20 protein-coding genes and 1 tRNA gene are annotated in these 19,280 nt (G+C 39.9%); 12 read left to right on the forward strand and 9 right to left on the reverse strand.

Annotated elements, in window-relative coordinates:
- Positions 1–466 precede the first annotated feature (466 nt).
- The 5 genes from ACTWPF_RS06665 to ACTWPF_RS06685 all read left to right on the forward strand — a co-directional run bounded on the left by ACTWPF_RS06665 (position 467) and on the right by ACTWPF_RS06685 (position 4,211).
- A complete protein-coding gene (locus ACTWPF_RS06665) occupies positions 467–925 on the forward strand; it encodes an NUDIX hydrolase (RefSeq protein WP_443148746.1) in 459 nt (152 codons plus the stop codon).
- Between the two features lie 29 nt (positions 926–954).
- Positions 955–1,839, forward strand: coding sequence for an RNase adapter RapZ (rapZ, locus tag ACTWPF_RS06670; protein WP_106897331.1), 885 nt, complete (start codon positions 955–957; stop codon positions 1,837–1,839).
- Between the two features lies 1 nt (position 1,840).
- Positions 1,841–2,794, forward strand: a complete 954-nt coding sequence (locus ACTWPF_RS06675) for a gluconeogenesis factor YvcK family protein (RefSeq protein ID WP_106897330.1) — start codon at positions 1,841–1,843, stop codon at positions 2,792–2,794.
- Between the two features lie 67 nt (positions 2,795–2,861).
- Entirely contained in the window at positions 2,862–3,812 is a 951-nt protein-coding gene (gene whiA, locus ACTWPF_RS06680) for a DNA-binding protein WhiA (RefSeq protein WP_443148747.1), read from the forward strand.
- Positions 3,813–3,959: 147 nt separating this feature from the next.
- A complete protein-coding gene (locus ACTWPF_RS06685) occupies positions 3,960–4,211 on the forward strand; it encodes an HPr family phosphocarrier protein (protein WP_106897328.1) in 252 nt (83 codons plus the stop codon).
- 159 nt (positions 4,212–4,370) lie between these two features.
- On the opposite strand, the gene clpP is transcribed toward ACTWPF_RS06685, so the two are convergent.
- The 6 genes from clpP to ACTWPF_RS06715 all read right to left on the reverse strand — a co-directional run bounded on the left by clpP (position 4,371) and on the right by ACTWPF_RS06715 (position 11,044).
- Positions 4,371–4,979: an ATP-dependent Clp endopeptidase proteolytic subunit ClpP gene (clpP, locus tag ACTWPF_RS06690; protein ID WP_259343651.1), complete on the reverse strand. Its 609-nt coding sequence runs from the start codon at positions 4,977–4,979 to the stop codon at positions 4,371–4,373.
- Between the two features lie 384 nt (positions 4,980–5,363).
- A complete protein-coding gene (nikC, locus tag ACTWPF_RS06695; RefSeq protein ID WP_161465025.1) occupies positions 5,364–6,269 on the reverse strand; it encodes a nickel transporter permease in 906 nt (301 codons plus the stop codon).
- Between the two features lie 35 nt (positions 6,270–6,304).
- A complete protein-coding gene (locus ACTWPF_RS06700) occupies positions 6,305–7,309 on the reverse strand; it encodes an ABC transporter permease (RefSeq protein ID WP_058950492.1) in 1,005 nt (334 codons plus the stop codon).
- 63 nt (positions 7,310–7,372) lie between these two features.
- Complete coding sequence (locus tag ACTWPF_RS06705) at positions 7,373–9,013, reverse strand: ABC transporter substrate-binding protein (RefSeq protein WP_443148748.1); 1,641 nt, start codon at positions 9,011–9,013, stop codon at positions 7,373–7,375.
- Positions 9,014–9,063: 50 nt separating this feature from the next.
- Positions 9,064–10,044, reverse strand: coding sequence for an ABC transporter ATP-binding protein (locus tag ACTWPF_RS06710; RefSeq protein ID WP_443148749.1), 981 nt, complete (start codon positions 10,042–10,044; stop codon positions 9,064–9,066).
- Complete coding sequence (locus ACTWPF_RS06715; RefSeq protein ID WP_443148750.1) at positions 10,013–11,044, reverse strand: ABC transporter ATP-binding protein; 1,032 nt, start codon at positions 11,042–11,044, stop codon at positions 10,013–10,015. The genes ACTWPF_RS06710 and ACTWPF_RS06715 overlap by 32 nt, the downstream gene beginning before the upstream one ends.
- 170 nt (positions 11,045–11,214) lie before the next feature.
- Between ACTWPF_RS06715 and ACTWPF_RS06720 the strand changes: the two genes are divergently transcribed.
- Positions 11,215–11,290, forward strand: a tRNA-Arg gene (locus ACTWPF_RS06720).
- A 119-nt stretch (positions 11,291–11,409) separates the two neighbouring features.
- Here ACTWPF_RS06720 and ACTWPF_RS06725 read toward each other — a convergent pair.
- Positions 11,410–11,922 carry a shikimate kinase gene (locus ACTWPF_RS06725; RefSeq protein WP_443148751.1) on the reverse strand — a complete coding sequence of 171 codons (513 nt, stop codon included), beginning with the start codon at positions 11,920–11,922 and terminating at the stop codon, positions 11,410–11,412.
- A 183-nt stretch (positions 11,923–12,105) separates the two neighbouring features.
- Between ACTWPF_RS06725 and aroD the strand changes: the two genes are divergently transcribed.
- Together aroD and ACTWPF_RS06735 are read left to right on the forward strand one after the other, a co-directional pair.
- Positions 12,106–12,861, forward strand: coding sequence for a type I 3-dehydroquinate dehydratase (aroD, locus tag ACTWPF_RS06730; protein WP_443148752.1), 756 nt, complete (start codon positions 12,106–12,108; stop codon positions 12,859–12,861).
- Positions 12,862–12,880: 19 nt separating this feature from the next.
- The gene (locus ACTWPF_RS06735) at positions 12,881–13,801 is read left to right on the forward strand and encodes a fumarylacetoacetate hydrolase family protein (protein WP_443148753.1); all 921 of its coding nucleotides are present in this window, start codon (positions 12,881–12,883) and stop codon (positions 13,799–13,801) included.
- 140 nt (positions 13,802–13,941) lie between these two features.
- Here the strand turns inward: ACTWPF_RS06735 and ACTWPF_RS06740 are convergent, their stop codons facing one another.
- Positions 13,942–14,808: a YitT family protein gene (locus ACTWPF_RS06740; protein WP_106897320.1), complete on the reverse strand. Its 867-nt coding sequence runs from the start codon at positions 14,806–14,808 to the stop codon at positions 13,942–13,944.
- Positions 14,809–14,957: 149 nt separating this feature from the next.
- Positions 14,958–15,341, reverse strand: a complete 384-nt coding sequence (locus tag ACTWPF_RS06745) for a ribonuclease HI family protein (RefSeq protein ID WP_106897319.1) — start codon at positions 15,339–15,341, stop codon at positions 14,958–14,960.
- Between the two features lie 348 nt (positions 15,342–15,689).
- Here ACTWPF_RS06745 and ACTWPF_RS06750 point away from each other — a divergent pair, with 348 nt between their 5' ends.
- From ACTWPF_RS06750 to ACTWPF_RS06765, 4 genes are all read left to right on the forward strand, one after another.
- Positions 15,690–16,040, forward strand: a complete 351-nt coding sequence (locus tag ACTWPF_RS06750; protein ID WP_161465547.1) for a DUF485 domain-containing protein — start codon at positions 15,690–15,692, stop codon at positions 16,038–16,040.
- On the forward strand, positions 16,037–17,566 hold the full coding sequence (locus tag ACTWPF_RS06755; RefSeq protein ID WP_443148754.1) for a solute symporter family protein: 1,530 nt from the start codon (positions 16,037–16,039) through the stop codon (positions 17,564–17,566). Before ACTWPF_RS06750 ends, ACTWPF_RS06755 begins: the two co-directional genes overlap by 4 nt.
- A 114-nt stretch (positions 17,567–17,680) precedes the next feature.
- Complete coding sequence (gene rpoN, locus ACTWPF_RS06760; RefSeq protein ID WP_443148755.1) at positions 17,681–18,961, forward strand: RNA polymerase factor sigma-54; 1,281 nt, start codon at positions 17,681–17,683, stop codon at positions 18,959–18,961.
- Position 18,962: 1 nt separating this feature from the next.
- Positions 18,963–19,205 carry a glutaredoxin family protein gene (locus ACTWPF_RS06765; protein WP_106897316.1) on the forward strand — a complete coding sequence of 81 codons (243 nt, stop codon included), beginning with the start codon at positions 18,963–18,965 and terminating at the stop codon, positions 19,203–19,205.
- The last annotated feature ends 75 nt before the right edge of the window (positions 19,206–19,280 follow it).

A 19,280-nucleotide genomic window follows, 5' to 3' on the forward strand; every position in this document is an offset into this window, starting at 1 on the left:
TCTACTCAATAGTCAGTCCCGGTCTCTTGTCGAAAGTTGACCGATTATATAGATGTAGCGATTGATAAAACCTTTACCTTGTTGGAATGATTTTTTTCATTGTATAATAGAAGAAGCGTGTTTTAAGAAAAGCGGAGGTCGCCCGTACGAGGGAACGCCGACTAAAGAACGACCCGTCCTGGGTCAACGTCGGCATGACCCGGATCCTCCGGGCCTACGTAGCAAATGGAGCAAATTAACTGAGATAAAGGAATCACGATGAGGTGACGAATCGCTGATGACTTATTGTAAGGCGATTTGCGAAGTTGCATAGTTTCTGGGCGTCCAGAGCTAGACAAAAAAAGCGGAGATTGCCCGTTAAGGAACCCGACTAAAAAACGCTCCGACCTAGGTCAATGTCGGGATGAACGGATTCTCCGAGCCTAACAACATCCTCTTAAAAGATACGGAAAGAGGCGAATACAGAATGCAACGTGTAACCAATTGTATTGTTATAGAAGATAATCATGTTTTGTTAATAAAAAAACCAAGGCGTGGATGGTACGCAATACCTGGCGGGAAGATGGAAGCCGGGGAATCGATAAAAGAAGCAGTCACCAGAGAATACTGTGAGGAAACAAATCTCCATCTACAGAATCCTGAACTTGCAGGTATCTTCACCTTTTCGGTGGATACAGAAGATACTTTCATTCAGGAGTGGATGATGTTTACCTTTGTAGCATATGCATATAATGGAGAACTGACAGATAGCAGTCCAGAAGGTGAGCTAGAATGGGTTCCATTGGAGAAAATAGAACAATTACCAATGGCAGAAGGGGATCGGAAAATCTTTCAACATGTCAAACGCTCACAAGAGTTGTTATACGGCGCTTTTACATATACGGAGGATTATCAACTTCTTGATGCCCGGTTGGATCCATCCTAGGAGCTAATTCTGAATGGAGGAGATTGCAGATGGAAAGTAAACATACCGAAACGTCGCTGGTTATTATAACAGGCATGTCTGGTGCTGGGAAAACAGTAGCTATTCAAAGCTTTGAAGATCTAGGATACTACTGTGTGGACAATTTGCCACCAGCTTTACTGCCGAAATTTCTCGAATTAATGAGGGATTCAAGGAATAACATTCGTAAAGTAGCGCTGGTTATGGACTTGCGTGGCAGAGAGTTTTTTGACTCCCTGTTTGAAGCTTTAGACGTGCTAGGAAAAGAAGACTGGCTGGAAGAGCATATTCTTTTCCTTGACGCAAAGGATGAAAAATTAGTTAGCAGATATAAAGAAACGAGAAGAGCGCATCCACTGGATGTTGGCGGATTGCCATTGAATGGAATACGTCAAGAACGGGAAATTCTTGACCAACTAAGAGGAAGAGCACAACGTATAATTGATACGACTTCCTTAAAGCCAAAGGAATTACGTGACAAAATTGTTCAAAAGTATACGGAAGAAAAACAGGAGATTTTCTCTGTGCACATGGTATCTTTCGGGTTTAAATATGGCTTGCCAATCGATGCAGATTTAGTCTTTGACGTACGTTTTCTTCCTAATCCACACTATGTACCAACATTACAGCCACTAACTGGATTGAATAAAGATGTTTCTTCCTATGTTTTCAAATGGTCTGAAACGCAGGTATTTAATGAAAAGGTACTTGATCTTCTGCAATTTATGCTGCCACAGTATAAAAAAGAAGGAAAATCTCAGCTTGTCGTAGCTATTGGCTGTACAGGCGGACAGCATCGTTCCGTGGCCCTTTCTGAGTTTTTTGCCAATGAATTGTCATCTGCGTATATAACGCATGTAACCCACAGAGATATTGACAAAAGAAAGGGACATTAATATGACACAACAAGCTTTACCAAAGGTTGTCGTTGTTGGGGGCGGCACAGGGATGCCAGTCCTTTTACGGGGATTAAAGAATTTACCAATTCATCTAACTGCGCTCGTGACGGTAGCCGATGACGGTGGGAGCACAGGAAGACTAAGATCTGAAATGGCGATCCCTGCACCGGGAGATATTCGCAATGTAATTGCAGCTCTTTCAGATGCCGAGCCTATGCTTATTGAGCTATTTCAGCACAGATTTAATGCAGGAAATGGCTTATCAGGTCATTCAATGGGAAACTTGTTGTTGGCAGCCATGACTGCCATAACAGGTAATTTTAATACAGGGATAAAAGAGATTTCCCGTGTACTGAATGTGAAAGGGAAGATCTATCCTATCTCTAACGATAATATGTCACTTCACGCAAAGATGAAGGATGGAACCATTGTTTCTGGGGAATCGAATATTCCATTATCCAATAAACAAATTGATCGGGTGTTTTTAAGTCCACAACCGGTCCAGCCATTGCCAAACGCAGTTAGAGCGATTGAAAATGCTGACCTTGTGGTGATCGCTCCAGGAAGCCTATATACAAGTATTATGCCGACTGTCATTATGCCAAAGATAGATGAGGCAATTCGCGAAACAAAGGGAAAAGTTGTCTATGTCTGTAATGTCATGACCCAGGCCGGAGAAACAACTGGTTACACTGCTTCCAACCATGTACAGGCTATACGGGACCATATAGGAGAGGATAGTGTAGATGCTATCGTGGTACATAATGAGCCAATCGTTCGTTCCGTTCGGGAAATCTATGCGGAAGAAAATGCTGAGCCGGTTATTTATGACACAGATCAACTTCTTAAAATGGGTCTACAAATTATTGAAGGGGATATTATTAACCATTCCCAGAAAATGCTGAGACATGATAATTCGAAAGTAGCACAGTTGCTTTATTCGATTTTATAGAGAAATTTCAGCAGATAGTCAACAAAACCAGCAAAAGTAATTGGGAAATAGAGAGGGGGGATACCCAATGTCATTTGCATCAGAAATAAAGAAGGAATTAACAGCAATAGAGGTGGATGAATGCTGTAAAAAGGCAGAATTAGCCTCACTCATTCGAATGAATGGTGCCATTTCCTTATCAAAACAAAAATACGTGCTCGATGTACAAACAGAAAATGCTGCGATTGCAAGGAGAATTTACACCTTAATTAAATCCCTCTATCATCTGCCTGTCGAACTACTCGTGCGCAAAAAAATGAAGCTAAAAAAGAATAATGTTTATATTGTACGGATGAAGGAAGAAGTACAGGACTTACTTATAGATCTAGAGATTTTAACAACAAAGCATACATTTAGTAGGTCCATTTCTAGCAATTATATGAAGAAAAAGTGTTGCAAGAAATCCTATTTGCGTGGTGCTTTCCTTGCAGGTGGTTCGATTAATAATCCAGAAACGTCTTCTTACCATTTGGAGATATTTAACTTTTACCAGGAGCACAATGATGCACTTTGTGAGCTTATTAATGAGTTTGGGCTTCATGCAAGAATGTTAGAGCGAAAGAATGGCTTCATTGTGTATATTAAAGAAGCAGAGAAGATAACGGAGTTTCTAAGTATCATTGGGGCACATAATGCTTTATTTAAGTTTGAGGATGTCCGAATTGTAAGAGATATGCGCAATTCTGTTAATCGTCTCGTTAACTGTGAAACCGCAAATCTAAATAAAACCATTGGTGCTGCATTCCGTCAGATTGAAAACATTAATTTAATTGAGCGGACTGTAGGCTTAGATCAGCTACCAGAAAAATTACGTGAAATTGCTGTATTGCGTGTGCAACATCAGGATGTTTCATTAAAAGAGCTTGGTGAACTAGTAAGCAGTGGCAAAATTTCTAAATCTGGCGTTAATCACCGACTGAAGAAAATAGATGAATTTGCTGAAAAAATTAAGCGTGGAGACCTATTAGAGAATGGGTAAGGATTTTCTTTTTTAGGTCTCCATGATATAATACGAATAATTTAAAAAATTTAAAGATATAATGCTTTATAGATCCGGTATGGGGATGCCAAATCGGATAGTTTTTCACTTCAAATGATAACGCTTACGTAGAGAAGGGTGATGGCGATGCAGGAGAAACAAGTTAAGGTGGAATTACCAACAGGATTGCAGGCAAGACCAGCTGCAGAATTTGTACAACTGGCAAACCGTTTCAGTTCTCATTTGTATTTAGAAAAAGAAGGCAAGCGGGTAAATGCTAAAAGTATCATGGGCTTAATGAGTTTAGCCGTTGCCAGTGACGAAGAGATTATTATCTTTGGTGATGGAGAAGACGAAGAAAAAGCTATCCAAGAGTTAGCTGCCTTTGTAACAGAATAAAATCCCTTTCTTAACGAAAGGGATTTTTGTATCTTAGGGATGATAAAATGCTTGTTTGAGCAAGTACGGTTCAATTACTGTTTTGACATCCTAAGTAAAAGAAAAATGTCCACTATCGCTACAAGTTGAGCGAAGGTGGACATTTTTAATTTCCAGAAATTATTTATCTGTATTACGTTCTAAAATTTTGTCAATTAGACCATAGTCAACTGATCTTTGAGCTGTCATAAAGTTATCGCGATCTGTATCACGCTCAATAACTTCAATTGGCTGTCCAGTACGTTCAGATAGGATTTCATTAATTTTCTCACGCATTTGAATGATACGTTTTGCATGAATCTCAATATCAGTAGCTTGACCTTGCGTACCGCCAAGTGGCTGATGAATCATAACCTCACTATTAGGAAGAGCATAACGTTTTCCTTTTTCACCAGCTGCAAGTAGGAATGCTCCCATTGATGCTGCCATCCCAGTACAGATTGTAGAAACATCTGATTTGATAAACTGCATTGTATCAAAAATAGCCATACCCGCTGTGATTGATCCACCAGGTGAGTTGATGTATAGGGAAATATCTTTCTCAGGATCTTCTGCCTCAAGGAAAAGCAATTGTGCTACGATTGAATTTGCTACATTATCATCAATCGCGCTTCCCAGCATAATAATGCGGTCTTTTAATAGACGTGAGTAAATATCATAGGCGCGTTCTCCACGATTCGTTTGTTCAATAACTGTAGGAATTAAATTCATTTGTAAATCCTCCTTCAATTGTTTCACTTTTATCCATGTTTTGGATTGGATATACTTATCATACCTAATAGGTCAAAAAAGGTCAAATAAAATAGTTCGACAGGTTTCACCTTATTAGTAGAGCGGTATGTATTCCGCCTTTACTGGCTTAATACCCCCACTTTAAAAAGGTAGGGGAAATCCATCATACAAAGTGGGGGCAACTGCCAGAAAAGGTCCGATTCGTTCAAACTAACATTTGGTAGGGAAGATAGGGAACCCCCTCATCAAATGAAGTTTCACTTTATACTCATTCCATCATTCCCTTATTCTCAGGAAAATAAACCCATCTCCTCATCGTGATATTTCATGGGTACGAAACGATAGAGAGATGAGTAGATCTTAATTCACGTTGTCATAAAATTATTGTTTTAATCGGGGATCTAGGGCATCCCTTAAACCATCGCCAAATAAATTAAAGCCAAGGACGACTAAGAAAATTGCAAGACCAGGAAAGGCAACAACCCAAGGGGCATTTTGAATCGCAGCTCGTCCATCACTTAACATTGCACCCCATTCAGGTGTTGGCGGCTGAGCACCAAGACCAAGGAAGCTTAAACCAGCTGCATCTAATATGGCAGTCCCAACGCCGAGTGTAGCCTGTACGATAATCGGTGCAACACAATTTGGAAGGACGTGCTGTATAAGAATCCTGCCATGTTTAGCCCCAATTGATTTCGCTGCCTCAATATATTCATTCTCTTTGATAGATAACACTGCCGAACGTACAATCCTCGCAAATTGTGGAATTCCCACAATACCAACCGCAATCATAGCATTTTGTAAACTCGGTCCAAGTACAGCAACCAATGCGATTGCCATGAGAATACTTGGGAATGCCATCATAATGTCAATAAAGCGCATGACGATTTGATCAATCCAACGTCCATAATAGCCAGCGATTCCGCCAAGTAAAACACCAATAGCGAGTGAAATACTTACCGCAATGACTCCAATCTGGATAGAGATCCTTGTCCCATAAACAATCCTCGAAAAAATGTCTCTGCCAAGTTCGTCTGTTCCGAGTAAATGGTCTGAAGAGGGGGCCTGATAGCGATTGACGATATCTTGGGCAGTTGGGCTATGTGTAGCAATCACAGGTGCTAGAATAGCAGTTAGAACAAGTAACACAATGATAATCACACCGATAAGGGCTGTTTTACTCTTTATTATTCGGAACCCCGCTTCAAGCCATAAGGGAATAGGTTTAGAAGCTTTTATGGATTCTCCACTGGCTGTATTTGTTACGGGTTCAGGAGTGCGCGCCATCGTAATCACATCCTTTCAAATGTCCTGCAACGCAATTATTCATAACGAATCCTCGGATCAAAATACTTGTACAGTAGGTCTGTTAATAAGTTAACGAGCACAAATATCGTTGCCACAATTAAGATCGTGCTTTGCACAACGGGATAATCCCTTCCTAAAACGGCCAAATATACATATCGTCCGATGCCTGGCCATGAAAATATCGTTTCAGTAAGCACGGCTCCTCCTAGCAATAGACCGAATTGCAATCCGATAACTGTAAGGACAGGAAGGAAGGCATTTTTTAAGGCATGGTGAAAGATAATCAATCGTGTTTTTAATCCCTTGGCATCTGCGGTACGAATATAGTCTTGTTTCATCACTTCCAACATGCTGGAGCGTGTCATTCGCGCAATAATAGCCATGGGTATGGTCCCTAATGCAATGCCAGGCATTAGTAAATGTAAAAAGGCATCTTTAAATGCACGGAAATTCCCTGTCAAAAGACTATCTAGCAGATAGAAATTTGTTATGGTATTCATTTCGATGCCTGGTGTCAGTCTGCCAGAAGGTGGGAGAATATTTAGTTTGACGGAGAAGAACCAAATCATCATAAGACCAAGCCAGAAGATGGGGAGTGACACACCAAATAAAGCACCTGTCATACTGATGTTATCAAACCAGGAATATTGCTTTACTGCTGCAATTACACCTGCGAGAATACCGATGCTGACAGCAAGTAACATAGCAAATAAGGTCAGCTCTACAGTTGCTGGTAGCTTATGTAACAATTCATATCCAATGGATTCCTTTGATTGGATAGATTGTCCCAAATCTCCCTGAAGTATATCCCCTAAAAAACGGCCGTATTGAACAATGTACGGATCGTTCAGCCCTAGCTCTTGGCGTAACGCACTCAATTGCTCCTCTGTTGCCTTTTCTCCAAGCATACTACGTGCAGGATCGCCAGGAATTAAATGAATGAGTGAGAACGTAATAATGGAAACACCAATAAGAACAGGGATGAGCATCAGCAAGCGTTTGGTAATATATTTCAGCATCAAACACACCTCCTTTTATTGGGAGTGGTGTCGTTGTAGCTCCACGGCACCACTCCTGTTACATTACTCTTGAATATCAAGCATATTAAAAGGTTCACTTCCAGTTGAGTGTGGCACATAATCAACCACTTTGCTGTTTGCTGCAATTGGCGGTGTTGTATGGGCAATTGGGAACCATGGTGCATCCTCATGAATTAATTCCTGTGCTTCCAAGTATAATTCTGTTCGTTTTTCTTGGTCCATTTCGGTTTGGGCTGCCTTCAATAAATCATGGACTTCATCACTCTTATAGAATGCAATATTTCCAGCTGAACCCATTTTTGCATTGTCCTTATCGAGTAAAACATAGAGGAAATTGTCTGGATCTCCGTTATCGCCGGTCCAGCCTAAAAACGCCATGTCATGTTCGCCATTTTCTGTTAGAGACAAATGTGTGTCCCAATCACTTTCAATGACCTCGACATTAATATTTACTTCTTTCAGCATTTCTTGGATTGCTTGTGCACTTACTTTAGGTTGAGGCATGTATGGTCTTGGGTTAGAGAACGTATTTAATGTAATATCAAAACCATCAGCGTAGCCTGCTTCAGCGAGCAATTCTTTCGCTTTTTCTACATCGTATCCATAGTCTTCAATGTCATCATTATATCCCCATAATGAAGGTGGAAGAGGGTTTTTAGCAGGCTTGCCAATTCCTTCGTAAAGGGAGACAAGCTTTTCTTTATCGATAGCCAAGTTAATCGCCTGACGGACAGCCTTTTCAGCAAGTGGACCCTCTTTATCCGTGTTCATCGCCATATAACTAATATTCATGGATGGGCGCTCGATAATCTGTAAGCTTTCATCAGCATCTATCGTTTGAATATCCTGAGGGTTTAAGCCTGTCATCATATCAATGGAACCTGACTGTAGTTCCATAAAACGCGCACCATTATCAGGAATTGTACGGAAGATTACTTTATCTACCTTTGCTGCATCTCCAAAATAGTCATTGTTTTTTGTAACCGTAATGCTGTCATCCGGTACCCATTCGCTGAATACAAATGGTCCTGTTCCAACAGGGTTTTTGAAATAATCTTCTCCATGTTCTTCAACAGCTTTAGGGCTCGCAATTCCAAAAGGAGGCATTGCAAGGGTTTGTAAAAATGGAGCATTAGGCTCACTTAGCGTGAAGGTTACCTCGTAGTCACTAGTAGCTTCCACGGATTCTATAATCCCACCTAAGTTCTCTTCAGAAGCTCCGAACATGTAGCCGTAATAAATATATTCAGCAGATGTAGCCCAACGCTCGAAGTTAAATACAACGTCTTCTGCTGTGAAATCATTTCCGTCATGGAACGTTACATCATCTCTAAGCTTAAAAGTCCAGGTTAACCCGTCTTCACTAGGCGTCCACTCTGTTGCTAGTGCAGGTTTTACTTCCGTACTGTCTTCCTCGTAACGTACAAGTGTGTCATAAATTTGATTCGTAACATAGATTGATTCGCCATCGGTTACTTTTGATGGGTCTAATTGAATGGAATCCGCGCCACGGCCGAATATGAGTGTTTTTTCACCAGCTACATCTTCTGTGCCATCCTCATTTGCTGATTCCTCATTGGATTCTTCATTACTAGAATCCGTGTCATCACCAGTACACGCACTGACAGCAAGCAGCATTGCAAACAACAAGACTAGTATTCCTAACCATTTTTTGTTTATCACTATTTATCCCCCTCGTATGATTTCTTTCAACGTTTCTAGAAGCAGTATGATTAATTCACCACCTCCTTTGCAAAGTGGCAGGCAGCCATTTGCCCTGTTAAAGACACTTGTTTCATAGTTGGCTTTTCACTGCGGCAAATTGCTTCTGCGAATGGACAACGAGTATGAAACTTGCACCCTTTTGGTGGATTCGCTGGTGATGGCAGATCACCTTTTAAGATGATTCTCTCCTTTTCTTGATGAGGATTTACTTTTGGTACAGCGGATAGAAGTGCCTGTGTATAAGGATGTTTAGGAGATTGATAGACTTCAGCTGCATCTCCAATCTCCACAAGTTCACCTAAATACATAACCGCCACTCGATCACTTATATGATGGATTACACTTAAATCATGGGCAATAAAAATGTACGTTAGTTTAAACTCCTCTTGAAGTTCTTCTAACAAGTTTATAACTTGTGCTTGAATGGATACATCTAAGGCGGAAACCGGTTCATCACATATGACAAGCTCAGGGTCTAGTGCCAAAGAACGGGCAATCCCGATACGTTGCCTCTGTCCGCCACTAAACTCGTGGGGATAGCGAGATTTGTGATAGGAACTTAAGCCAACTACATCTAGTAAGCGGTCCAGTTTTTGTTTACGTGCTGCTTTTTCCATCTGAAATATTTTCATGGGCTCCGTAATGATCTGCTCAATTGTCTTCCTTGGATTCAGGGAAGCATAAGGATCCTGAAAAATTAGTTGCATTTCCTGTCGTAGCTTTCGCATACGTTCACCACGAAAAGCCGTTATATCCTCTCCTTTATAGATGAGCTGTCCCTCTGTTGGTTCAGTCAATTTTAAAATAGACCTACCAGCAGTAGATTTGCCACAGCCACTCTCCCCAACTAGGCCCAGTGTTTCTCCTGCTTTTACAGTGAAAGAGATTCCATCCACAGCTTTTACCATGTCTTTATTACGTGAAAATAGCGAAGTACCATTTATAGGAAAATGTTTTTTAAGATTTTTCACTTCCAATAGGGGTTTCATTGAAGGATTCCTCCTCGCTAATAACTTTGTCATGAAGGAAGCATCTAACTGCATGGTTATCTTCTACATTCTTTAACTCGGGATCTGCATGCAGACAGCTCTCCATTGCAAATTTACATCGTGGTGCAAAATTGCAGCCAGTAGGGAGAGAACGCAAATCAGGTGGCATCCCGGAAATAGCTTCAAGTTTTTGCTTCTTTTCCGTGATCTTAGGAATCGAGTGCATGAGACCAAGTGTATAAGGGTGTTTTCCATTATCGAATAACTTTTTTGTCTCCGTGTACTCTGCTGGCTTTCCAGCGTACATTACCATCACCCTGTCACAAACTTCGGCAACCACTCCAAGATCATGTGTAATCATAACGAGTGCCATATCGAGTTCTTTCTGCATTTTCTTAAACAACTCCAAAATTTGCGCTTGAATGGTCACGTCTAAAGCGGTAGTTGGCTCATCTGCAATAAGCAGAGAGGGATTACATGATAAAGCGATTGCGATCATAACCCGTTGCCTCATTCCCCCACTGAATTCATGAGGGTAATTACGAATTCTGTTTCGTGCATCGGGAATTCCAACGAGATCTAGTAACTCCAATGCCCGATCAAATGCCTGTTTTCTAGTTAGCTTTTCATGTGCCAAAATGGTTTCAACCAGCTGTCTTTCTACGGTAAGAACTGGGTTAAGGGAAGTCATCGGGTCCTGAAAAACCATTGCAATTTCCTTCCCACGTATGGCTCTCATCTCCTTGGGTGATTTTCTTAATAAGTCTTCTCCCTTAAATAAAACCTCTCCGTCCACAATCCGGCCAGGGGGAGAAGGTATCAGTCCAAGGATAGATAATGCCGTGATACTTTTTCCAGAACCGGATTCGCCAACTATTCCTAGTGTTTCTCCAGGTTTCACAGAAAGGTCCACCCCGTCAACTGCCTTCACCACACCGGACTTGGTAAAAAAATGTGTATGCAGGTTTCTTACTTCAAGAAGTGATGAATCAATTTGCATAGGACTCCTCCTCATAGATTGCTGCTAATAAATTATATGAAACATGCCCATGATTTAATAACTTACTAGTTGAAAAACAGTACTTTCGTGCCTTTTTTTTATAAAAAGCTTGTATCTAATATTTAGGGGCGTTATAATAGCCTATGTGTCTTATTTGAAAAATAGAATTTGCGCCCGTAGCTCAGTTGGATAGAGCACTGGTTTCCGGTACCAGGTTTGTCGGGGGTTCAAATCCCTCCGGGCGCGCTATAAAAAGAAAGAGACAGCTCTTGGAAAATCCAAGAGCTGTCTCTTTTTTATTTATCTTCGTTCAACTAACAATCAGTAGGGGAAGAATGAAAACCCCCACTGATTGAAGGTTCACTTTATAATAATTGTATTATTTCGTCGGCGGCTTCGTCGATGGATAAATGGTCCGTGTTAATTTTCAGATGGTATTCCTGGTAGATTTTTTCTCTAGCATGAAACAGAGTTTTCATTTCATTAAGGCTCTTCCCTTGTAGCACGGGTCTTGTCTCGATGAGTTGTTCACACCGATCGACCCATTTATCCCAGGATAGTTCCAAATGGATAACATAACAGGATGCCATACAAATTTCTCTCACTTCTGGCTGCAGAAATGCTCCGCCTCCTAAAGATAGAACCTTCTTTTTTTCCTGACTATAGGATTGAATCATTACTTTTTCTTTTTCTCGAAAATATTCTTCGCCATATTTACGAAATATTTCCGGCACAGGAAGCTCATGTGCTTTTTCAATCTCTGCATCGATATCGATAAGCTGTCTCCCTGTTTTTTTCGCTAAGGCTTGTCCTATAGATGTTTTTCCGACCCCCATAAATCCAGTTAAGGCAATGCTTTTCTTGTCTTCTCGCTCCATTGTCACCCTCATTTCGCAATGTAATTAATTTATTCTAGTATAGGGGAAAGATATCATATTGTAACGTTGTATGGTAAGAGAGTCACTTTTTTATACTTTAAAGAGACAGCTAGTAAATTATCTGAAAATGTTGGGCTAAAAATGATAGAATAGTTATAGAGAAATACTACTGGAGGATAACAAATGAAATCAATAAAGGTAAAACACATTACAATAGGAGAAGGGACTCCCAAAATAATAGTTCCTATTATGGGAGACTCTGAGAGCGAATTACTGGAAGAGATCGATTATATTAAAGAGTTGAATCCGGATGTTATCGAATGGCGGGCAGATGCTTTTAAAAGAGTGGCAGATTACGCTGCAGTAAAGCATATGCTGAGCCTAATTCGAGAGCAGGTACCTAACACACCACTTTTATTCACCTTTCGAACCGAACAAGAGGGCGGTAATTGCCCTATGCCCTTAGTCGACTATTTTAATCTAACAAAAGTTGTACTTGATACAAAACTAGTAGAACTCGTAGATATGGAATTACTTACAGATGAAACCATGCTACGAGAAATGATGAACCATGCAAAACAGCAAGGCGTAAAGATTATCCTGTCTAACCATGAATTCACCCACACGCCTGCAAAGGAAACCTTGCTTTTTCGTTTGCAAAAAATGGCCTCACTTGGTGCGGATATTCCTAAAATTGCGGTGATGCCACAGACGGTGAAGGATTTGTTAACACTATTGGATGTGACCCAGGAGGCGAAGGAATCAGGACTGCCTGTCATTACTATGGCGATGGGGAAACTAGGTTTATTAAGCCGTCTGTCTGGAGAAATTTTTGGAAGTGCTGCTACGTTTGCTGCTGGAAAGCACCAATCTGCACCCGGCCAGATCTCCGTCTCACAACTAAGAGAGGTACAAGACATTATCCATCAACACTCCTAAATTATAAAGAGGTGAGAATATGAAACTTGTTAGCTATAGAAAAGGAAAAAATAGCCCATTTCGGATTGGGGCAATGTTAGATAAAAAGAATGTATTGGACCTGGAGTATGCATTTAGACAAATGGAGATGGCAAATGGGGGAGAAGGTACAGAGAACTTTCCAGCAGACCCAAATGCCTTTTTTCTAGCTGGGCCAGATGCAATAGAACTAGCAAAACAGGCTTTGGACTTTGTTGAACGTACACACGTTGAGCGATTACAGTTTGATAGGGAAGAGGTCGAATTGGGTACGCCTATTTCGCGACCTGGAAAGATCATCTGTGTTGGGAAAAATTATGCTGAGCATGCAGCAGAAATGAAAAGTGACGTACCAGACTACCCTGTATTATTTGCCAAGTTTGCCAATACATTGATTGGGCCAGAGGACGTTATTATAAAAAGCCATTTAACAAGCAAGCTTGATTATGAAGCAGAATTGACCATTGTTATTGGGAAAGAAGCTTCCAATGTACATAAAGAAAATGCAGGTGAATATATTCTTGGCTATACTATTGGAAATGATATTTCTGCTCGAGACCTACAAAAACGTACACCACAATGGTTGCAGGGAAAAACCCTTGACCGCAGTACACCTGTCGGGCCATGGATTGTGACAGCGGATGAGATTACTGATCCGGCTAAACTGGAAATAAAGTCATTTGTGAATGGGGAGGAACGTCAATCATCAAATACGAGGCATCTTATTTTTAATATTCCTTACCTAATTGAATTCATATCCTCAATTATGACATTAGAGCCAGGTGACATTATCTTGACTGGTACTCCGAATGGTGTCGGTTTTGCTATGGACCCACCAGGTTTTCTAAACGGCGGTGATGCAGTTACCGTCGAGATAGAGAACATAGGAAAAATAGAAAACCGGGTTGAAAATAGACAATAATGTTAATACTTTTTTCGCATAGAGAGAGAGAAGTTGAAAATAAAAGCCAAGCGACTATAATACATCGCTTGGCTTTTATTAACTATTTTGGGATTTTAGAACTATCATGTTAAGGAGTTTCTAGTAAACCTTTTTGTAAATTAGTGACCTACGCTTTTAAATCTACCTCCATGAACTTCTTGCGTATCCATTATGGTCGTAAAAGCGGTTGGATCAATATCATGTATGAGCACCTTCAGCTTGGCCACTTCAAGTCTAGTCACGACTACGTAAATCACTTCCGTATCGGTTTCCTGGTAGCTGTTCTGACCATACAGCTTGGTTACGCCTCTTCCAAGTGTCTCTCCTATTTCATCAGCAATCTCGCCTGTTAAATTGGAAACAATTATGGCTGCTTTTGTTTCATTAAATCCTTGCCCTACTGCATCGATTGTTTTGGACGCAATGTAATAAGTTAGGATGGAAAACATTGCTTGTTCCCAGCCAAGCACAAATCCTGCCCAGAGAAAGATAAAAATGTTAATAAACATCACAAATTCACCGACTGAGAATGGGATTTTTCTCGATAATATAATACCCAGGATTTCTGTACCATCCAATGCACCGGAGTTGCGGATGACAATCCCAACACCTGCCCCAAGTGAAAGACCACCAAATACTGTTGCCAGCAAAGTGTCATCTGTTATGGGTGCTACATGGTGTAAGGATGACTCAACGATAGCAAGGGCGAGAATGCTAAATAGTGAGGAAAACAGAAAATCTTTCCCGAGTCGTTTTAGTCCGGCATACAAAAAAGGAATATTGATAAGTAATACAAGCACCCCGAAGCTAAAACCGGTTAAATAGTTGATTAACAGGGAGGTACCGATAATCCCGCCATCAATAATTTCATTAGGGACGAGAAAAAGCTCAATAGAGGCTGCTGCTAATGCTGCGCCAATGAAAAGCATGAAGTACCTCAAAATAAGATGAACAATACTCTCTTTCTTTCTTTTACGGTGTGGCATGAACTAAACTCCTTTGTTTATAGTATTTCATTTCTAGACTTAACTGGCAGTAGGGCCCAGATTTAGAATGCAAGGGGAATCAACCAGTAGAGGTCCGATTCGTTCAACGAACATTTGAAGAGGGGGAGAAACTCCACCAAATGTTCGTTTTAATTTATAGCTTGCTTGGCGAGTCTGTCTGCATGATAGTTTTGCTTCTCGGGTATCCATTTAATAAAAAAGTAGGGAAACGTAGCAGATTTTTGGACAATGGTTTCTAAAAATGGCTTATAGCTTTGGTTGCGTGTAAAGTTCTTTTCCACAACGTCCACCACCAATTTCGAATCAGACCTGATTGAAATAATCTCATTAGGAAAATTCTCCTCACAAATCTCCAAAGCTTTTATTACTGCGAGAAATTCTGCCTCATGATTGGAAAGTTCTCCTAAAGGTATCGCATACTCAAATTTAGTTTTTCCTTGTTTTATGTAGATACCTGCACCGCTTTTACCTGGGTCTCCTCGAGAAGCGCCATCTGTATAAACTTCTATCATACATTCATCATCCTTACTAATGTTTTAGTGGCTATATAATCGACAAACTTTTGTGAAAATCCCTCGAAACCGCCATATTTAACTATACCAAATTAAAACGTGATTTTCAGATTTGAAGTATGGAATAAGGTACTAAGGTACGCTACTATGGTTTCTATTTATTCTTCTGTTCATAAAGTTACCATTTAAGACAAACTTCCTCTATCTCAGTATCTAGACTAAGACTATATTACCAATTTAAAGAATATTCCTAAAATTTATTGTAACTTAACAAAAATTAGTATACCATTTAATTTATTCAGCACATGCTTGTACTCGTATGAAGCATGTAATCAAGGAGGAAATAGGATGAGCTATGAAAGCGGATACAAACACGAAGATTTTACAGGAGGTAAACCAGACTATCAGAAAATCGCCGAAAGTTCTTCATTTAAGAATTTACTTGCAAAGCGTAAAAGATTCATTGTCCCGTTAACCATTATATTTTTAGTGTTTTATTTTCTGCTCCCGATTTTAACCTCTTACACTACTTTTTTAAATTCTCCAGCGATTGGTGACATATCTTGGGCATGGATTTTTGCATTTGCGCAATTTATTATGACGTGGGTGTTTTGTATTATCTATGTTAAAAAATCTGCGCATTTTGATAAACAATCTGATGAGATAATAGCTGACCAATTAGGGGAGGGGAAAGAATGAACGGAACGGTTGTGACACTTTTTTTAGTAATCGTCCTCGCTACATTGGTTATTACTTATTTTGCGGCTAAAAAGACTCAAACAACTGGTGATTTTTATACAGCAGGTGGCGGATTAACCGGTTGGCAAAATGGACTTGCTATCGCTGGAGATTATTTGTCTGCAGCTTCCTTTTTAGGTATTGCTGGTGCCATTGCGCTTTATGGATTTGATGGTTTCTTTTACAGTATTGGCTTTTTAATAGCGTACTTAGTAGTTATGTTTTTAGTGGCAGAGCCTTTGAGAAACTTAGGTAAATACACACTTGCTGACATGATAAATGCGAGGTTTGATGCAAAAAAGGTAAGAGGAATTGCTGCCCTAAGTACGCTTACGATTGTTATATTTTATATGATTGCGCAGCTCGTAGGGGCAGGTGCTCTCATCCAACTATTATTCGGGATAGATTATTGGATTGCCGTACTAATAGTTGGGGTAATGATGACTATTTATGTATTATTTGGAGGCATGACTGCGACAAGTTGGGTTCAAATTATTAAAGCGGTATTATTAATGATTGGTACTGTTATTATTGCTTTTATGGTACTCGCAAAATTTAACTTTAATATACTTGGAATGTTTAGTGAAATGAAAACAGCGACGAGTCATGGGGCCGATTACTTAAACCCAGGGCTAAAGTATACCGTTCCTTTGGACACGATATCCTTAATGTTGGCACTTGTATTAGGGACTGCTGGTTTACCTCATATCTTAATGCGTTTCTTTACAGTGAAAAATGCTAGAACAGCAAGAAGCTCCGTCGTTACCGCTACATGGGTTGTTGGAATTTTTTATATACTAACGATTTTTCTAGGGTTTGGGGCAGCTGCTTTTGTGGGCGAGGAACTTATAGCTGCGGCTAATCCGGCTGGTAATATGGCAGCACCTTTATTGGCTGAAGTACTTGGTGGTAATTTGTTAATGTCATTCGTTTCAGCAGTAGCATTTGCCACGATACTTGCAGTTGTTGCAGGGTTAGTTTTGTCAGGAGCTTCTGCATTTGCACACGATATTTACGGACAAATTATAAAAAAAGGAAATGCAACGGATAAGCAGCAAATGCTGGCAGCACGATATGCCTCTTTAGGTGTTTCTATCTTTTCCATACTACTTGCATTATTTGCTCAAAATATGAATGTCGCCTTTTTAGTATCGTTAGCGTTTTGCGTGGCGGCAAGTGCGAACTTACCTGTTATTCTTTACACGATATACTGGAAGCGTTTTAATACAAGTGGTGCTGTAACAGCGATGGTATTAGGGTTAGTTTCTGCATTAATTTTGGTGGCAATTAGTCCAAACGTTTTTTCCCCTATCGAAGGTGCAGCACTATTTGTTGGGGAACCTATCTTCTCGTTAACTAATCCGGCTATAATATCTGTTCCATTAGGTTTCTTAGGGGGGTATTTAGGGACAGTATTCTCTAAAGAAGTTGACTTGAAACGGTATGCCGAAGTCCAGGTGAAAGCAAACACAGGGTATCGTGAATAGTAGAGAGAAGTGTTGAAAGCATATTCAGGTTTAACACCTATATGAGGTGTAAGCGTAGAAGGAACTGTGATTTTATGGCAAAATAAGAGTTGGAGTATATATAGGGGGATGAGGATGAATTTACTACAAGAACAGGTACTTGAACATAAAATGAACCAATCCCTTCTTCAATCTCTCCAATTACTGCAATATTCGAGTATGGATTTAATGGAATATATAAAGGAAATTGAAAAAGAAAATCCTTTAATAGAAGAAGTTATTTATCAGGATGGTGTTTCCTATTCCCATCCATCTAAAGGGGGGCTAGTAGCCCCTGTCGAATTAAATGCGAAGAAATTAACCATGTATGAGAAACTAAAAAAGCAATTATATATGCTAACTATACCCAAGGAGATACATCATGCCGTTTTATATGGAATTGATTCATTAAATGAAAGCGGGTACCTTGAGATTGATTTGGAATTTTGGGCCAATGCATGTGACATAACCCTGCAAAGCGCTGAAAAGGCACTATTGTATATTCAATCGTTGGAACCAACTGGTATAGGAGCCAGGTCACTAAGCGAATGCATTTGCCTACAACTAGCACAAGATGCCCCCGATCCTGACTTTTTACAAGACTTGTTAGAAGATAAACTAAATTGGGTTGCTGCAGGGGATGTTTCATCTATAACAAAATATTATAGTTTGTCCAAACCTGAGGTAGAAGGCTTGTTGGCAAAGGTTAAAAGATGCGATCCAAAACCAGGGAAGCGGATAACAACCAAAATGACGAACTATATTACACCGGAAGCTTCTATTTATAAGCAACAGGGAAAATGGCATGTTTCGTTTTTTTCTTGGAGCAGCCCTAGCATAAAGATAAATCCAAATTATAAAGAATTCGTGTCAGATGAAAAATACGTTGTACGTTACCTTAATAATAAATGGAGCCAAGTTGAATCACTTAGAAAAGCTATTTCATATAGACTTAATACATTAGAACGGGTGATTCATTGTATAATAGAGAAGCAATCTCCTTTTTTCGAAAATGGCTTGTCCATGCTTCAACCTTTAACACTAAAAGAAATTGCAGATGTTCTTGAGTTGCATACTTCTACAATAAGCAGAACGGTTTCTAACAAATATATTCAAACAGCAAGTGGAGTATTTCCATTAAATTTTTTTCTGCAATCAGGAATTCAACAATCAGATGGTACGAAAACTTCTTCCATTGTTGTGAAACAACAAATCGCTGACCTGGTTAAAAACGAAAATAAACGGAAGCCATTATCAGATAGAGAGATTAAGGAAAAATTGGAGGCAGTGTACGGGCTACACATCGCCAGAAGGACAGTAATGAAATACCGTGAGCGCCAGGAAATCCCATCTTCTAGCAAGAGAAAGGAAACATGACATGAGAAATGTAATTTTATACACAAAGAACCCTTGTTCATTATGTGATGAAGCAAAAATGATGTTGGAGCTTCTTCAAAAGGATTATAGCTTTAATTTAATAGAAAGGGATATCGAAACGAATGATGAGTGGATGGAGCGCTATCATTTACTTATCCCATGTGTGATTATCGGAAAGAATTTTGTTGATGGTTCCCAAATGGGATGGAACACACTTGTACGAGCGTTTCAAAATGACGGGTGACTACTTTTTTGTAGAAGACGGAGGACTGAACAATTCATTTTAGTTGTGAAATTTTATATCTTTGCTATAATAAAT

Source organism: Oceanobacillus sp. M65 (genome assembly GCF_052246275.1).
Classification (GTDB): Bacteria; Bacillota; Bacilli; order Bacillales; family Amphibacillaceae; genus Oceanobacillus_B; species Oceanobacillus_B jordanicus.

Bases quoted from the DNA above. Each gene is read 5' to 3' on its own strand.
- rapZ (WP_106897331.1), top strand. From the start codon at position 955: ATGGAAAGTAAACATACCGAAACGTCGCTGGTTATTATAACAGGCATG.
- rpoN (WP_443148755.1), top strand. From the start codon at position 17,681: ATGAATTTACTACAAGAACAGGTACTTGAACATAAAATGAACCAATCC.
- ACTWPF_RS06735 (WP_443148753.1), top strand. From the start codon at position 12,881: ATGAAACTTGTTAGCTATAGAAAAGGAAAAAATAGCCCATTTCGGATT.
- ACTWPF_RS06665 (WP_443148746.1), top strand. From the start codon at position 467: ATGCAACGTGTAACCAATTGTATTGTTATAGAAGATAATCATGTTTTG.
- ACTWPF_RS06685 (WP_106897328.1), top strand. From the start codon at position 3,960: ATGCAGGAGAAACAAGTTAAGGTGGAATTACCAACAGGATTGCAGGCA.
- whiA (WP_443148747.1), top strand. From the start codon at position 2,862: ATGTCATTTGCATCAGAAATAAAGAAGGAATTAACAGCAATAGAGGTG.
- ACTWPF_RS06755 (WP_443148754.1), top strand. From the start codon at position 16,037: ATGAACGGAACGGTTGTGACACTTTTTTTAGTAATCGTCCTCGCTACA.
- ACTWPF_RS06675 (WP_106897330.1), top strand. From the start codon at position 1,841: ATGACACAACAAGCTTTACCAAAGGTTGTCGTTGTTGGGGGCGGCACA.
- ACTWPF_RS06700 (WP_058950492.1), bottom strand. From the start codon at position 7,309: ATGCTGAAATATATTACCAAACGCTTGCTGATGCTCATCCCTGTTCTT.
- ACTWPF_RS06710 (WP_443148749.1), bottom strand. From the start codon at position 10,044: ATGAAACCCCTATTGGAAGTGAAAAATCTTAAAAAACATTTTCCTATA.
- ACTWPF_RS06745 (WP_106897319.1), bottom strand. From the start codon at position 15,341: ATGATAGAAGTTTATACAGATGGCGCTTCTCGAGGAGACCCAGGTAAA.
- nikC (WP_161465025.1), bottom strand. From the start codon at position 6,269: ATGGCGCGCACTCCTGAACCCGTAACAAATACAGCCAGTGGAGAATCC.
- ACTWPF_RS06715 (WP_443148750.1), bottom strand. From the start codon at position 11,044: ATGCAAATTGATTCATCACTTCTTGAAGTAAGAAACCTGCATACACAT.
- ACTWPF_RS06740 (WP_106897320.1), bottom strand. From the start codon at position 14,808: ATGCCACACCGTAAAAGAAAGAAAGAGAGTATTGTTCATCTTATTTTG.
- aroD (WP_443148752.1), top strand. From the start codon at position 12,106: ATGAAATCAATAAAGGTAAAACACATTACAATAGGAGAAGGGACTCCC.
- ACTWPF_RS06750 (WP_161465547.1), top strand. From the start codon at position 15,690: ATGAGCTATGAAAGCGGATACAAACACGAAGATTTTACAGGAGGTAAA.
- ACTWPF_RS06725 (WP_443148751.1), bottom strand. From the start codon at position 11,922: ATGGAGCGAGAAGACAAGAAAAGCATTGCCTTAACTGGATTTATGGGG.
- ACTWPF_RS06765 (WP_106897316.1), top strand. From the start codon at position 18,963: ATGAGAAATGTAATTTTATACACAAAGAACCCTTGTTCATTATGTGAT.